Below are 16,033 nucleotides of genomic sequence, written 5' to 3' on the forward strand. Positions count from 1 at the left end.
GCCATGATTACTTGACCCTCCCTAAACAGGAGAGTCAAGTAATTGCATGTAATTATTGTTTTTCGTTGAATATATTTAAGGAGATAATATGCCCAGAATTTATATCTCTGGAAAACTGACGTATATCGCCTTCTCCGCGATGACACTCTTGCTATCAGGTTGTGCCTCCATTCCTTCATCAATTAAAGGTAATGGCCAACCAGACCTGCAGAAAGATTTTCTAAAACTGAAGCAAACTCCCAATCTCTATGTAGGACAGCAAGCGCGACTGGGTGGACTGGTTATCAATGTCGTTAACCAACCGCATGAAACGTTGCTCGAAATAGCGGTACTACCGCTTAATTATAATGCGAAACCAGAAATCGGGACACCATATCAAGGACGATTATTAGCCCGGAGTTCAACTTTTCTCGACCCTGTTAATTTCCGCAATCACTACGTTACCGTTTTGGGTAACCTGACCGGGAGCCGTTCTGGTCGGGTCGGTAATTCCAGTTACCCATTTGTTACAATGAATATTCTTGGGTATCAGGTATGGCAGGAAGAAACACGTATTATGCCAGCACCGGGTTTTGATTACGGTATTGGACCCGTTTGGCCTGCCGACTGGAATGGTATGATGTATCCTGGCTGGGGATGGTACGATCCGCCGCTGCAAGTGGAAAAGACGCTATCTCCTTAAGTTTCGGTACCTCCCCCTTCATAACCTCGTCTCCATTCAATGCCTGGATGGCCCACGTTTCCGGGCATTATCAGTAATCATCCGTTAATTATCTTGTTAAAGATGAATAAAAAAAGCTGGCGAATCCATCGCCAGCAAAAGTCTGTAAAGGAGTCTCGAGTTTGTCACCAATACAAGTGACATAGTAATCCTAATACTCTGGCAGATACACAACAAGTTACTCTTATATAAATTAATCCTGGATAAGATAAAACATAATATCTCATAGTAATACCTAAGGAGTATTTGTAATACCAGGATTATTCTTATACTAAAAACAAAAAACCATATATTTTGCAGGATTAAGAATTTTACTTAGGATTATTATATAGGTACATCTCTGGATAAATTATAAAAATAGATTATGTTTATATTATTATCTAAGCATAACACGGGATAATTACCCCTACATATCAAACTCGATCACCAATGTTAAAACTCTGTTTTCTACAAACATTATAACTAGACATCTGCACCAAAGGAGCATTTTTATGATTTTCATTATCACAAAGGATTTTTTCCTTTTCCAGGGTGTTTTTAACCTACAGGAAAAGGAAAAAACCATCAAAATCAATCAACTTTCAGACATTAACTTTAATGATCTTGATCACAATGTAAAAATCATTATTGACACTTATCATAATAATATTATTGATGAAATTACGGTCAAGCTACTCAATGACATCAATGTTGAAAGGATCATCATCCTGGCCCCCTTTCACATTAGCAAATTAAAAAGCCAGTCGCCTTTACTGTTCGTAAGCAGAAAAGAGCAGATATTAAATTTACTCTCCCTCATCATAGATGAAAAAATTTCATATCAAAAACCTAACGTGGCACTCTCGCACAACCAACTTAAACTTGTCAACTCCATAATTAACCAACATAACATACATGAAATTACGCAGTCCCTGAACATTTCAGAGCAAACAATGCGCATTCAAAAATTTAATATCATGCTCAAGCTAAAACTTAGAAGAATAAGCGATCTTGTTACCTTGAAGATATCACCTTATTTTTAGCATACAAGTGATTGACATTCAAAACATCCATTAGAAAAGAAGGTTTTATGCTCGCATCTTTAATTGCCATTATGGTTGGTGGTGGTGTCGGTAGTGCTTTACGTTGGGGAATTTCCCAGCGATTGAATGCACTATTCCCTTTATTACCCCCCGGAACGCTCGTTGCAAATATAATTGCCGGATTCATTATTGGATTTGCTACAGTTTTTTTTACCCGACTAACATCATTTTCTCCGGCAGTGAAGCTGATGGTCACCACAGGGCTATGTGGTGGTTTATCGACATTTTCTACTTTTTCAGAGGAGGTATTTTCGCATTTGCAAAACGAAGATTACATTTGGGCCGGTACTGAAATCGCGGTTCACGTGCTGTTCTCCTTACTCGCCGTGTATACCGGCTTCTTAATTGCGTCATTTATTACCTATTGGTACCGATGAACCGTAAACCTTCGTAACGTATATGTGAGGGATATAATGCAGATAAAAAGAAAATTTGCGGTAATTGGCCTGGTTAATATTCTATTCGTTGTGGGGTGTGATGATAGTAAGAATGCCCCACCACATACCGTGATACCGGATGTCGGTATTATTACGCTTAAAGAAGAATCCGTGAATATCACCAGTAAATTACCCGGGCGAATTGTACCTTATGAAGTTGCTGAGATACGCCCGCAGGTTGGGGGGATTATTCTCAGCCGTCAGTTTAAAGAAGGCAGCACGGTTAATGCCGGAGAACCGCTGTACCAGATTGACCCTGCCCCTTTACTGGTAGAACTGGATCGGGCGAAGGGAAGTCTGGCCAAGGCTCAATCAGCAGCAGATAACAGCCGCTTAACGTTGAATCGTTTTACGTCATTGCTTAAATCACATTATGTCAGCCAACAAGACTACGACGAGGCCCAGACTAACGCGAAGGAAGCGCAGGCAAACCTGCAAGTGGCGAAAGCGGCGGTTGAAAGTGCCAGAATCAACCTGAACTATGCCAGCGTCACCTCGCCGCTGAGTGGATTAAGCGGCAAGTCAACTGTCACCATCGGCGCACTTGTCACCGCCAATCAGGGGCAAGCACTGGTCACAGTTCAACGTCTTGATCCTATATACGTGGATGTTACCCAGTCCGCCAATGATTTTCTCCGGCTAAAAACAGACATGGAGCAAGGCATAATAGAGCAAAGCCAGGGCCAGGCAACGGCCATATTAGAGTTTGATAACGGTAAGCAATATGCTCACACAGGGAAATTGCAGTTTTCCGACCTCACAGTGGATGAAACAACGGGGTCTGTTACGCTCAGAGCAATTTTTCCTAATCCAGATAACACGCTATTACCTGGCATGTACGTCACTGCCGTGCTCAGTGAGGGTATCCAGCGCAATGTATTGTTGGTTCCACAAGAAGCGGTAACTCGCAATGCCAGCGGCAAAGCAACAACGCTTATTCTTGATCCGGAAAACATTGTCCAGTCGCGCGAAATTATTGCCACTAAAGCAATAGGAGATAAGTGGCTGGTGACTTCCGGTTTGCACCCTGGCGATAGGGTCATTATTTCTGGGCTCCAACAGATTCGGCCTGGCATTAAAGCTCATGCTCTCCCCTCCCCTTTAGATTCAAATCCCCCTTTACCTCAGTAAGGCCGGGTAACAGGAGTTTTTTCTATGGCTAATTTTTTTATTGAGCGCCCGGTCTTCGCCTGGGTTCTTGCTATTATCATGATGCTAAGCGGCGTCATTGCTATTACTCAGTTGCCCATTGCTCAATACCCCAACATTGCCCCACCGGCGGTAACTATCAGCGCATCATACCCAGGAGCCGATGCACAGACTGTACAAAACTCGGTGACGCAGATTATTGAACAGAATATGAATGGTCTGGATGGATTAATGTATATGTCCTCAACCAGCGACGCCTCTGGCAATGCCGCCCTGACCCTCACGTTCGAGTCGGGGACCAACCCGGATATCGCTCAGGTACAGGTGCAGAATAAATTACAGTTGGCGATGCCGTCATTACCGCAGCAAGTACAACAGCAAGGTATTAGTGTTGATAAAGCCAGCAGCAATATTTTACTGGTTGCCGCATTTATTTCAGAGGATGGGGCGCTTAACCAGTACGATATTGCCGACTATGTTGCGTCCAATATCAAAGATCCGCTTAGCAGAATCGCAGGGGTGGGCAGCATTCAACTATTTGGTTCACAGCATGCCATGCGAATTTGGCTTGATCCGGTCAAACTCAACCAATATCAGCTTGTCCCTCAGGATGTTATTCAGAAAGTCAAAATACAGAATAATCAAATATCGGGAGGACAGTTAGGTGGTGCACCTCAGGCAAATAACCAGCAGTTGAATGCTTCAATTATCGTCCAGACCCGATTACAAAACACACAGGAGTTTGGAAATATTCTACTGAAAGTTCAACAAGATGGCTCACACGTTACATTGAACGACGTTGCTCACATTGAACTGGGTGCTGAAAGTTATGGCACTGTAGCAAAATACAACGGGAACCCTGCAGCAGGGATTGCGATTAAGTTGGCCACAGGTGCCAATGCCCTGGATACCGCAAAGTTAGTCAAAGAAGAAATAGCCCGACTTTCGCCCTGGTTCCCGCCAGGTCTCAAAACCGTCTATCCCTATGACACCACGCCCTTCATTAAGATATCCATACAAGAAGTCGTTAAAACGCTGGTTGAGGCCATTGTTTTAGTTTTCATTGTTATGTATTTATTCTTACAAAATTTTCGGGCAACACTTATTCCAACAATAGCAGTCCCGGTTGTCATATTAGGCACATTTGCCGTTCTCTCCGTTGCTGGCTTTACCATCAATACTCTGACAATGTTTGGCCTTGTCCTGGCCATTGGTCTGCTCGTTGATGATGCTATTGTGGTGGTGGAAAATGTTGAGCGCGTGATTGCAGAGGAACACCTTTCCCCCAAAGAGGCTACGCATAAATCGATGTCACAAATACAGGGGGCGCTGGTAGGAATTGTACTGGTCCTGTCGGCTGTATTTGTACCGATGGCGTTACTCGGCGGTTCAACCGGAGAGATATACCGGCAATTCTCGGTAACGATTGTCGCCGCCATGGCGCTTTCTTTATTAACCGCATTATCGTTAACGCCCGCATTATGTGCCACGCTGCTCAAACCAGCGCATCATGATACCTCCCATTCTGCACCTCGTTTTTTCACACTGTTTAACCAGCACTTTGAGCGTTTTACCCAGCATTACAGCGACAGTACGCGCAAGATTCTGCGAGTCACTTCTCGATATATGATTCTGTATTTGCTGATCATTATTGCCATGGTGCTACTGTTTCTACGCATTCCGACCTCATTTTTACCTGAGGAGGATCAGGGCGTTTTGCTGACCATGGCCCAGTTGCCACCGGGTGCTACGCTGGTGAAAACTAATAAAGTACTTGAAGACGTCAGCCACTATTACCTGACGCAAGAAAAAAGTAATGTGGAATCAGTTTTTACTGTCAGCGGTTTTGGATTTAGCGGGCAAGGTCAGAACAACGGGTTGGCCTTTGTAAGCCTGAAACCCTGGTCTGAACGCACGGCAAGTGCCGATGGTATTAATGCGATCATTCAACGTGCCACCAGAGGTCTGGCTACAATAAATCAGGCTATTGTTTATCCCTTCAATTTACCCGCCGTCCCGGAACTTGGCACGGCCTCAGGTTTTGATCTGGAACTTATAGATAAAGCCAATCTGGGTCACCAAAAGCTCACTCAGGCAAGAAATCAGCTCCTCGGAATGGCAAAACAGCATCCCGAACAGGTGGTCGGCGTTCGCCCCAATGGACTGGAAGATACGCCCATGTTTCGGGTGCATGTCAATGCGGCAAAAGCAGAATCTATGGGCGTATCTCTCAACGATATAAATCAGACGATCTCAACCGCGTTTGGTAGCAGCTACGTTAATGACTTCCTGGATAATGGACGCGTCAAAAAGGTCTTCGTACAGGCAGCCATTCCTTATCGCATGCTTCCGGAAAGTATTGATAGCTGGTATGTCCGTAACGCTTCTGGGGACATGGTACCGTTTAGCGCATTTGCCTATACAGATTGGACTTATGGTTCACCGCGTCTTGAACGCTATAACGGCTCTCCTTCAATGGAGATTCTTGGCGAAGCCGCACCGGGAAAAAGCACCGGAGATGCAATGGCATTTATGGTCTCACTCATCGAAAAACTGCCTGCTGGCATCGGATATGACTGGACAGGAATGTCGTATCAGGAGCGTTTATCCACAGACCAGGCCCCTATGCTGTACCTTATTTCAATCATCGTTGTTTTTCTGTGTCTGGCAGCACTCTATGAAAGCTGGTCAATTCCCTTTGCCGTAATGCTGGTTGTTCCACTTGGCGTAGTTGGCGCCTTATCAGCGACCTGGTTGCGTGGGTTATCCAACGATGTCTACTTTCAGGTTGGTCTACTGACAACAATTGGATTATCGGCTAAAAACGCGATTTTGATTGTAGAATTTGCCGTTGAAATTATGCAAAAACAGGGTAAAAGCGATATTGAAGCGACATTAGACGCAGCCAGAATGCGCTTAAGACCGATTCTGATGACCTCTTTGGCATTCATTCTTGGTGTGCTTCCATTAGTCATTAGCAACGGCGCGGGTTCAGGTGCACAAAACGCAGTAGGCACAGGCGTGATGGGCGGAATGATTGCCGCAACGGTCCTGGCGATATTCTTTGTTCCCGTATTTTTTATTGTTGTACATCGTTTTTTTACAAAAATAGTGATAAGAAAATAAACAATGTTAGTTAGGATTTATTTATTAAATAATACGTACTGGAGGTTTTGCAACATATCGTAAGAGTGTTTACGATAATATCGGTATCAGTGCAGACTGATCCCCTGAGAAAACATTTGGTATGCTTTCGATTTTAACTGCCCGCAAGGGCAGTTTTTTTAATGTAATGACTCCGCTATCGGGGCCAGATAATAGTAACAACTAACTACTTAGTTTCAGGTTTTACGAAACTGATTAGCAATATATGCGCAACTAATACCACTCAGCATAAGCTCAATTCCCGTCACCATTGACACCATATAAATTGATGCCTGCGGAGTGGCAGTAATAAAACACCATGCAATAAAGAGATCCAATATACCTATAACACCCTGTAACCATACCTTTTTCTCTTTTCTGTGCTTAAAAAAGTTAGTCAGTCGGATAATTCCACCTAAACAAAATAGACATGCCAAAAAAGTTGCGATAGCAAAAACACCCAATTCAGGTGCAGTAATAAAAAAATACCCCATCAAAAAATATGCAATACTGACGACTACCCCAGAAACAACTGGCCAAAAATTATGCACCCTGTTTTTAAACATACCCACTGCTAACGCTACACCACTGCACATCAAAATCCCACCGACAATGATACTGAGCACGCCTCCAGACACATAAGGGAAAAGGATAAAAAGCACCCCACCCAAGAACATCAGGCATGCCAAGAACTTAAGAAACCGCCGCTGTTTGACCAGCACATCATCGTCAAGCTTAGATAGAATATCTCGTGTTACATTTAACATTTGCTTCTCCTGTTAGTCAGAGTACTACTGACAACATTAATTTATTCTAAATATCATCAATAAATACTACGTCATTAATAATATAGTCCGATGATTTCTTCTTAAACGCCTTACAACTATCTAATAACAAAAGAGAATATTGGACATATTAAAAACCCCATTCAATTCAAAATATGACATCCACGCTGTTCCAGGATATATATTTAATGTCGCAATCAGACTTTTCACCCATAGATATTAATTGATACACGAGGTACGTTAGATGAATAAAACATTAAGCATGATCGTTGGCTCCCTACTCATGATCCCTGCTCTGGGTCAGGCGGCAGAAAATCACAAACCCGTCAGTCAATGGACGTGTGAAGATTTTCTTGCCACAGATACCACATTCCAACCCACAGTGGTTGGCTTTGCCGAAGCGTTGAATAAAAAGGACAAACCAGAAGACGCGGTACTGGATGTTAAAGGGATTGAAACAGTGACCCCTGCACTGGTGCAGGCATGTATGCAGGATAAAAAAGCCAATTTTAAGAAAAAAGCTGACAGTGAGTGGGACAAAATCAAAAAAGATCTGTAATTAAACCAACACCAGTAATTTTTTTATTGATATCACTGAAGCGAGAACTGTACCCCAACAGTTCCCGCTTCAGTAAATTAATTGTACTAAAGACACTATGAGGTTATATATGAAACGCGTACTTATCACACTTACTCCCCTGTTATCCTTATTTATGCTAAACGTCCCTGTTACGCATGCGGCAGACAACAGTCCTGATAAAATGACCTGTCAGGAGTTTATCAATCTGAATCCTAAGGCCATGCTTCCAGTTGCATGGTGGATGCTCAATGAAGAAACGGTTTATAAGGGTGGTGATTCTGTTTCTCTGAATGAAACAGACCTTACCAGCATCCCGCAAGTCATTGAATATTGTAAACGCAACCCACAATCAAAATTATATTCATTCAAAGACAAGTAATTATCCATTAATAAATTAAGTAGTAATTTATCTTTCGTATGGAAAATAGCCAAGTTACATCTTTTTATAAACCTTAAGCAAGGGGCACAGGGTATATGGGAATATTACCTGTACAATTTCAAATACTGGATCCAGCGAATACAGCATTTATGCTGTTATGCACCAGTCTGGTCATGTTAATGACACCGGGACTCGCTTTTTTTTACGGGGGGTTAGTCCAGCGTAAAGGCATACTCACCATTATGTTTCAGAGTTTTGTCTCTATGAGCTGGGTAGCCATATTATGGTTTGCTGTGGGTTATTCCCTGGCCTTCGGTCCCAGCCTCAATGGCATTATTGGCAATCCGCTTCATTATGCGTTTTTACAAAATATCAATGCGAACACGCTATTCACCGGCAATGAGGCAGGGATCCCAATCCTGGTACATTTCGTCTACCAGATGATGTTCGCCATTATCACTCCGGCCCTTATTACTGGCGCTTTTGTCGGACGGGTAAAATTCAAGGCGTACCTGATTTTTATTACCCTTTGGACATTATTCGTTTACTGCCCGTTTGTGCATATGGTCTGGAGCCCGCAGGGCGTGATGGCTAAATGGGGAGTAGTTGATTTTGCCGGTGGTATTGTTGTCCACGCGACAGCAGGATTCGCTGCGCTTGCTTCCGCTTTATACGTCGGGCGTCGAGTCATTCAACCCGATGGTAGCCACAACATTCCTTATATTGCTCTGGGGGCGGGATTACTGTGGTTTGGCTGGTATGGGTTTAACGCAGGCTCTGAATTACAGGTTAACACAATTACTGTTTCTGCATTTGTCACCACCGACATTGCAGCTGCTTTTGCCGGTGCGACATGGCTACTCATTGAGAAAATGCATACCGGTAAACCAAAGTTTGTTGGCTTTCTGACAGGAGCTGTCGCAGGCCTTGCCACCATAACCCCTGCTGCGGGGTATGTTTCAATTCAATCTGCCGCATTAATTGGCATTATTGCCGGTTTTGTCTGCTACTACTGCGCACTGTTCGTTAAAAAGTATGTTGATGATGCACTGGACGTTTTTGGCGTACATGGTATGGGAGGAATTACAGGCTCAATCCTGCTTGGTGTTTTCGCATCTCAGGCATGGAATAGCAAAGGACCTTCAGGTTTGCTGGAAGGTGGTGGCATTTTGCAAGTTGCAAAGCAACTCGCCGCTGTGCTTATTACCAGCATATGGTCTTTTATCTTTACTCTTCTAATTCTGTGGATAATTAACAAATTCACCCCAGTGCGAATTTCGACCAATGACGCCCGCCAATCTCCTGATTATTCAGCGTTTGGCGAAGATGCCTATACCCTTTCAGGTAAGGAGTAATTTATGAAACTTAGCCCCAGAGAAATAGAGAAAATCATGATTTACTCACTTGCCAGCGTGGCGCAAAGTCGGAAAGAAAAAGGAATTAAGTTAAATTATCCGGAAGCCGTTTCTATTATTGCGTCAACTGCCATGGAAAGTGCCAGAGAAGGAAATGATCTGGAAACCGTCATGAATAAATCAAGAGATGTTTTGACCAAAGACGACGTTATGGAAGGCGTCGCTGACCTTATCCCACAAATACAGGTTGAGGCTATTTTTACCGATGGCAGCAGACTGGTAACCGTGCACGATCCTATTCGTTAAGAGCGGGAGAAATAGACTATGTCGCAGAACAAAGAAGCAGAAAATGTACCCTATGGTGGCTACGTTCTGGGAGCCTCCCCTATTTCATTTAATACCGAGAAACCTGTAACCAAAGTACGTGTCAAGAATACAGGGGATCGACCGGTCCAGGTAGGATCACATTTTCATTTCTTTGAAGTTAATAAAGAACTGGAGTTTGATCGCGAAAGCGCACTGGGTAAACGCTTAAATATTACCGCCACAACAGCCATACGCTTTGAACCCGGTGATGAGATAGAAATAGAACTTATCCCCTATAGCGGTGATAACGATATTTTTGGTTTTAATAACCTTGTCGACATGACCGGTGAACAGCTCGCTGAAGTGATCAACGATCCCACGAAGTTAAAATCACTCATTGATAACGCCCGGCAAGCCGGTTTCAAAATGCCTACTAATCCTAGCTGAGGACCTATTATGCCAACAATATCCAGAAAGGAATATGCCAGCCTGTTTGGTCCAACGATCGGTGATAAAATTCGTTTAGGTGAAACTGATTTATATATTGAAATCGAACAAGATCTACGTGGTTATGGTGACGAATCGGTTTATGGCGGCGGAAAATCATTACGCGATGGTATGGGTGCTAATAATCAGTGTTCCCGCGACCAGGGCGTTCTCGATCTAGTTATTACCAATGTCACGATAGTTGATGCCAAACTAGGGGTTATTAAAGCAGATGTTGGTATTAAGGATGGATTGATATCGGGCATTGGTAAAAGCGGCAACCCAGCAATTATGTCTGGCGTCACGCCAGGGATGACGGTCGGGCTTAGTACCGACGCTATTTCTGGTGAGCACTTGATTCTGACTGCGGCAGGTATCGACTCTCATATTCATCTGATCTCCCCTCAGCAAGCATATGCCGCATTGTCTAACGGTATCACCACCTTCTTCGGTGGAGGAATTGGGCCAACTGATGGTACAAATGGTACCACTGTGACCGCTGGACCAAAGAATATGCGTGCCATGCTACGTGCATGGGAAGGTATTCCAGTCAACATTGGCCTACTGGGCAAAGGCAATGCCTACAGTAAAGCTCCCCTGCAGGAGCAAATTATTGCCGGTGCCGTTGGGGTGAAAGTGCATGAGGACTGGGGTGCCACACCAAACTCGCTCCGCCACGCACTTCGCACCGCCGATGATATGGATATTCAGGTCTCCGTACATACTGACAGCCTCAATGAAGCCGGATATGTTGAAAATACGATTGCGGCCTTTGAAGGACGGACAATTCACACCTTTCATACAGAAGGCGCTGGCGGTGGTCATGCTCCGGATATTATTAAGGTCGCCAGCCAACCAAACGTTCTGCCAAGTTCGACCAATCCAACGTTACCTTTTGGTATTAACAGCCAGGCAGAACTGTTCGATATGATTATGGTGTGCCACAACCTGAATCCTAACGTTGCTGCCGATGTTTCATTTGCAGAAAGCCGCGTTCGTCCTGAAACGATTGCAGCAGAAAACATTCTGCATGATATGGGTGTTATATCCATGTTCTCCAGCGATTCTCAGGCAATGGGTCGCGTAGGAGAAAACTGGCTGCGTCTGGTGCAAACTGCGCATGCGATGAAAGTCGCTCGCGGGAAATTACCGGAAGACAATCCGAATAACGACAATTTCCGTGTTCTTCGATACGTTGCCAAAATTACGATCAACCCTGCCATTACACAAGGTGTTAGCCATATTCTTGGTTCTGTTGAAGTGGGTAAGATGGCTGACCTTGTACTCTGGGAACCTCAATTTTTTGGGGCCAAGCCGAAACTTATTATTAAAGGGGGGATGATTAACTGGTCCTTAATGGGTGATCCTAACGCTTCTCTGCCAACTCCTCAGCCCGTCTTCTATCGCCCTATGTTTGGTGCTATGGGAAAAACGTTGCAGGATACCTGCATTACCTTCGTATCACAGGCTGCCCTTGAGGATGGTGTTAAAGAAAAAGCCGGGCTTGAGAGACAGGTGGTTGCAGTTAATAACTGTCGTAGCATTAGCAAACATGACCTTATCAGAAACAATGCAACCCCACACATTGATGTGAACCCAGAAACATTTGCCGTAAAGGTTGATGGTGTGCATGCAACCTGCCAGCCCATTCAAACTGCTGTTATGAATCAAAAATATTTCTTTGGTTAAAAGGAAAGCTGTTATGTATTTAATCGAAAAAACCCTCGGAAATATAAATTCCCGTGGCGAGCTTGATCTCTCCGCTGAAGGAATTAAACACGATGTACTGGTTCTTGAACAATGGGAAGCACAGAAAAGCCGTTGCCGGAAAAAAAGTCAATTCGGCTACGATATCGGTTTATCGCTTGACCGTCACATCCGCCTAAATGATGGTGATATTCTTTTATATGATAAAGCCAACCGATATTTACTTACGGTAAAAATACAGCTAAGGCGCGTAATGGTTGTCGATCTTGGATTATTTGGCGTAGAAAAAATCACTGACCTTCTCACCCGAGCGTTTGAACTAGGTCACGCTTTAGGAAATCAGCACTGGAAAGCCGTCATAAAAGGATACTGTGTTTTTATTCCTATTGTTGTAGCCGACAAAATGTTGGCTTCAGTCATGAAATCTCATGGTTACATTGAAGGGCAATACTATTTTACGGAAGGTGAAAAAGTCATCCCGCTCTTAACACCGTCTGAATCCCGACTTCTTTTTGGTGGCACAGAAGAAGCGCATACGCATGTACACATTGACCACTAACGTAATAAGGTTGGCAATCATGTCAGAGAGCTCACATAGGTTACTTAATATCGCTCGGATACTACAATTTGGCGATTCAGTTCTTCCTGTCGGGGCATTTACTTTTTCCTGTGGAGTTGAATCAGCCATATCTTGCGGCATTGTCTACAATCGGCAAACCCTGAAGCAGTATGTCTGTACCGCCCTATTGCAGGCCGCAAAGTGCGATGCTGTCGCGCAAATACAAACCATGCGCGCCTGCCGCAGTAACAGGTTAAATGAGCTTATCTCAATTGATAATGATTTGATCAGTAGAAAATTATCTCCAGAACCCAGACTGATGACCCAAAGAATGGGAAAAAAATTAACTGAACTTTCAGCCGCTATTTACCCTGATCCGGTATTTAACTGGTGGCTGGAGCAAATTCGCCAGGGAACGGTTGTTGGCACCTACCCTGTTTCCCATGGGCTACTCATGAGCCATTTAGATCTTGATGAAGATGCGATGCTGGCCATGCATTTTTATGGCGTAGCAATGACCATTCTCAGTGCCGCGCAAAGACTGATGCGGATCACACATCTGGATAGCCAAAAAATTCTGGCCGAAGTCACGTCACTTTTTCCTGATTACGCTGAAATGGCGCTCAACACCCGACCGGAAGAAATGTCTTCTTTTTCACCGATGATCGACATTCTGGCAGCTGTTCATGTCGATGCCCATGTACGTTTGTTTATGAATTAACTGAGGTTAGAAATGAAAAAAATTACTCGAATTGGCATTGGTGGTCCCGTGGGTTCAGGAAAAACGGCCATTATTGAAGTTATTACTCCCGTTCTTATTCGTCGCGGATATAAACCTCTGATTGTGACTAATGATGTGGTCACTACGGAGGATGCAAAGCAGGTCAAAAGAACACTGAAAGGAATATTAGAAGAAGAAAAAATCATTGGCGTTGAAACAGGGGCATGTCCACACACAGCAGTGCGCGAAGATCCCAGTATGAATATTGCGGCCGTGGAAGAAATGGAAGATAAATTCCCGGATAGCGATTTAATCATGATTGAAAGCGGTGGAGATAACCTTACTCTCACTTTCAGTCCTGCATTAGCTGACTTTTATATCTATGTTATTGACGTCGCTGAAGGTGAAAAGATTCCACGTAAAAATGGTCCAGGCCTAGTACAGGCCGATATATTAATCATCAATAAAATTGATTTAGCGCCCTATGTAGGTGCCAGTCTGGAGGTAATGGAAGCGGATACCCGTTATGTCAGAAATAATCGTCCTTATATTTTAACTAACTGTAAAACAGGTGAAGGCATTGAACAACTGGTGGATATGATTGAGCGCGATTTTTTATTTGGTCACACTATTGAAGGAAAACAAGATGACTCATCCACAGAATATAAATGACGAGGTAGAGAAGACCCGGAAACGTTGGGACAAGCAAATCCCAAAAGAGTATCGTCAGGAGCCGGAGCAAATGCCCAGTGGGGCAATCGGTAAAGAGGGTTTTTTGTACCTGGGTTTCACGCGTTCCGGGAGAAAAAGCATTCTTCATCGTATGGAAAAGCGCACACCATTATTTGCGCAAAAGGCATTGTATCATGACGAGGCACTGCCTGATCTTCCCTGCGTGACCGTGATATCGACTTCAGGCTGTGTTCTGCAGGGAGATCGCATGGTGTTATCCATTAATGTGGGTGAAAATGCTTTCGCCAGCGTCAACACACAATCAGCAACCAAAGTACATTCGATGGATAAAAACTATGGCGCGCAGATTCAATTTATCCAACTTAGCGAGAATTCCTATCTGGAATACCTACCCGATCCTTTAATCCTGCATCGCAATGCAAGATTTGTTAACGATACCGTTATTGATTATAAAAGAAACGCAACACTTATTTATTCAGAAGTTATTATACCGGGACGTCGTTATCATCATGAAAACGAGCTTAATGGTTTTGATTATTATTCCTCAACTGTATCTGCAAAAGATGAGTCGGGGAATATCCTTTTCAAGGAACAGATTGTGCTAAGCCCCAAGGAGCATCCCATGACAGAAATTGGGGTTATTGGAAGTTTTCAAATTATCGGCACTATTTTTATATTAACCCCAGTAGAAAATATTGCATCCATTCTGTCGACCTTCAAAGCTCATTACGGCAAAGATTGTTGCTATGGGATGTCAACACTCCCTGCGGAATCGGGTCTTATATTCAAGATATTAGCTAATGACAGTAGCATTATAAAAAAACATATTCGTACCGTGTGGGCCACGACCAGAAAAGTCGTTCTGAATGCAGAATTACCGGCCCCCTTTATCTGGAAAAAATAATCATCGCCCCTACTTTACCCTGGTAAATAATGATGACAACACATCCAATCCCAGTATTATGGAAGAATAATATTGATAAGCACTACATTCTCAAAATCATTGATATATCACTACGTGGTTGTGCCCAGGTAATGTTTCAAAACAACCCCTTCACAGGGGTATTGTTTTTTATTGCTATATTTATCGCTGCTTATAGCAATAATAATCCTTTGGCTGCATGGGGATGTGTAATTGGAACTGTCCTTGCTTCAATAACAGGAGCCATAACTCATGATGTAAAAGGTTGGCGGGACGGCCTCTATAGCTATAATGGCTGTCTGGTAGGCATTGCTATTCCGGTATTTATCACTGCAACGCCGTTAATGTGGTTCTGCCTGATCGTTGGTAGTGTCGTGTCAGTTATTGCTACGGTGTGTATTGCCGATATATTAAAAACGTGGAAAGTAGCTGCATTAACAGCGCCGTTTGTGCTAACAACTTGGGTAATTCTACTGGCCAGCTACGCCTTTCATGAAATCTATGGTTCGGGTTTGCCCTTACCAGAGCTGCCCCAACATTATATCCCGACAACTCCAAGCAGTTACTCGTTTAGCTTTTTTATTGACGGCACCCTGCATGGGATATCACAGGTATTTTTGTTTCCTGGGATCCTTGCAAGTTTATTCTTCATTGCAGGTCTGGCCGTAGAATCTGTTGTATGCGCCTGCTATGCCGTCGCCGGCTCTCTAATCGCGACACTGCTTGCTTATTATCTGGGTGCTAATGCTCATGACATTTCTTCAGGGTTGTATGCCTTTAGTGCCGTTCTGACATCAGTTGCCTTGGGCACCGTATTTAATCAACCTGGTTGGCGAGTATTTATTTATACTATCTCAGGGATCATTTTTACAGTTTTTATTCAGGCCGCCATGAATGTGCTTTTAATGCCTTTTGGTATACCAACATTAACCATGCCATTTGTTATTTCATCATGGTTATTCCTGGTACCAAATAAAGAATTTATGCCCGAGCATCGTCATTCCTAA

17 protein-coding genes are annotated in these 16,033 nt (G+C 43.6%); 16 read left to right on the forward strand and 1 reads right to left on the reverse strand.

Translation table 11 applies throughout. From position 1 onward, the window contains the following. Positions 1 to 88 precede the first annotated feature (88 nt). The 5 genes from OGV89_RS09355 to OGV89_RS09375 all read left to right on the forward strand — a co-directional run bounded on the left by OGV89_RS09355 (position 89) and on the right by OGV89_RS09375 (position 6,515). Positions 89 to 682: a Slp family lipoprotein gene (locus OGV89_RS09355; RefSeq protein WP_003845054.1), complete on the forward strand. Its 594-nt coding sequence runs from the start codon at positions 89 to 91 to the stop codon at positions 680 to 682. A 530-nt stretch (positions 683 to 1,212) separates the two neighbouring features. After that, positions 1,213 to 1,743: a helix-turn-helix transcriptional regulator gene (locus OGV89_RS09360; RefSeq protein ID WP_003845053.1), complete on the forward strand. Its 531-nt coding sequence runs from the start codon at positions 1,213 to 1,215 to the stop codon at positions 1,741 to 1,743. A gap of 47 nt (positions 1,744 to 1,790) precedes the next feature. Then, positions 1,791 to 2,180, forward strand: coding sequence for a fluoride efflux transporter CrcB (crcB, locus tag OGV89_RS09365; protein ID WP_003845052.1), 390 nt, complete (start codon positions 1,791 to 1,793; stop codon positions 2,178 to 2,180). Between the two features lie 36 nt (positions 2,181 to 2,216). Beyond that, complete coding sequence (locus OGV89_RS09370; protein ID WP_080975634.1) at positions 2,217 to 3,371, forward strand: efflux RND transporter periplasmic adaptor subunit; 1,155 nt, start codon at positions 2,217 to 2,219, stop codon at positions 3,369 to 3,371. 24 nt (positions 3,372 to 3,395) lie between these two features. Further along, positions 3,396 to 6,515 carry an efflux RND transporter permease subunit gene (locus OGV89_RS09375; RefSeq protein WP_003845050.1) on the forward strand — a complete coding sequence of 1,040 codons (3,120 nt, stop codon included), beginning with the start codon at positions 3,396 to 3,398 and terminating at the stop codon, positions 6,513 to 6,515. Between the two features lie 215 nt (positions 6,516 to 6,730). Here the strand turns inward: OGV89_RS09375 and OGV89_RS09380 are convergent, their stop codons facing one another. Continuing rightward, on the reverse strand, positions 6,731 to 7,300 hold the full coding sequence (locus OGV89_RS09380) for an HdeD family acid-resistance protein (RefSeq protein ID WP_003845049.1): 570 nt from the start codon (positions 7,298 to 7,300) through the stop codon (positions 6,731 to 6,733). A 262-nt stretch (positions 7,301 to 7,562) separates the two neighbouring features. Between OGV89_RS09380 and hdeA the strand changes: the two genes are divergently transcribed. The 11 genes from hdeA (at position 7,563) to yut (ending at position 16,033) form a co-directional block, all read left to right on the forward strand. Then, entirely contained in the window at positions 7,563 to 7,877 is a 315-nt protein-coding gene (gene hdeA / locus OGV89_RS09385; RefSeq protein ID WP_003845048.1) for an acid-activated periplasmic chaperone HdeA, read from the forward strand. A 109-nt stretch (positions 7,878 to 7,986) separates the two neighbouring features. Then, entirely contained in the window at positions 7,987 to 8,277 is a 291-nt protein-coding gene (gene hdeB, locus OGV89_RS09390) for an acid-activated periplasmic chaperone HdeB (RefSeq protein WP_003845047.1), read from the forward strand. 95 nt (positions 8,278 to 8,372) lie between these two features. Next, entirely contained in the window at positions 8,373 to 9,632 is a 1,260-nt protein-coding gene (locus OGV89_RS09395) for an ammonium transporter (protein ID WP_003845046.1), read from the forward strand. 3 nt (positions 9,633 to 9,635) lie between these two features. Next, a complete protein-coding gene (locus OGV89_RS09400; protein WP_003845045.1) occupies positions 9,636 to 9,938 on the forward strand; it encodes an urease subunit gamma in 303 nt (100 codons plus the stop codon). Positions 9,939 to 9,956: 18 nt separating this feature from the next. Beyond that, positions 9,957 to 10,385 carry an urease subunit beta gene (locus tag OGV89_RS09405; RefSeq protein WP_048998084.1) on the forward strand — a complete coding sequence of 143 codons (429 nt, stop codon included), beginning with the start codon at positions 9,957 to 9,959 and terminating at the stop codon, positions 10,383 to 10,385. Between the two features lie 9 nt (positions 10,386 to 10,394). After that, on the forward strand, positions 10,395 to 12,113 hold the full coding sequence (locus OGV89_RS09410; protein WP_286558541.1) for an urease subunit alpha: 1,719 nt from the start codon (positions 10,395 to 10,397) through the stop codon (positions 12,111 to 12,113). Positions 12,114 to 12,126: 13 nt separating this feature from the next. Beyond that, entirely contained in the window at positions 12,127 to 12,690 is a 564-nt protein-coding gene (locus OGV89_RS09415; protein ID WP_003845040.1) for an urease accessory protein UreE, read from the forward strand. A 19-nt stretch (positions 12,691 to 12,709) separates the two neighbouring features. Then, entirely contained in the window at positions 12,710 to 13,411 is a 702-nt protein-coding gene (locus OGV89_RS09420) for an urease accessory protein UreF (protein WP_032939218.1), read from the forward strand. Between the two features lie 12 nt (positions 13,412 to 13,423). Next, positions 13,424 to 14,083: an urease accessory protein UreG gene (ureG, locus tag OGV89_RS09425; RefSeq protein ID WP_003845037.1), complete on the forward strand. Its 660-nt coding sequence runs from the start codon at positions 13,424 to 13,426 to the stop codon at positions 14,081 to 14,083. Further along, positions 14,058 to 15,008 (forward strand): urease accessory protein UreD, encoded by a 951-nt coding sequence (locus tag OGV89_RS09430; protein WP_286558542.1) that lies wholly within the window; start codon positions 14,058 to 14,060, stop codon positions 15,006 to 15,008. The genes ureG and OGV89_RS09430 overlap by 26 nt, the downstream gene beginning before the upstream one ends. A gap of 32 nt (positions 15,009 to 15,040) precedes the next feature. After that, positions 15,041 to 16,033: an urea transporter gene (gene yut, locus OGV89_RS09435; protein ID WP_003845033.1), complete on the forward strand. Its 993-nt coding sequence runs from the start codon at positions 15,041 to 15,043 to the stop codon at positions 16,031 to 16,033.

The organism is Citrobacter sp. Cf125 (genome assembly GCF_030333935.1).
Taxonomy (GTDB): domain Bacteria; phylum Pseudomonadota; class Gammaproteobacteria; order Enterobacterales; family Enterobacteriaceae; genus Citrobacter; species Citrobacter freundii.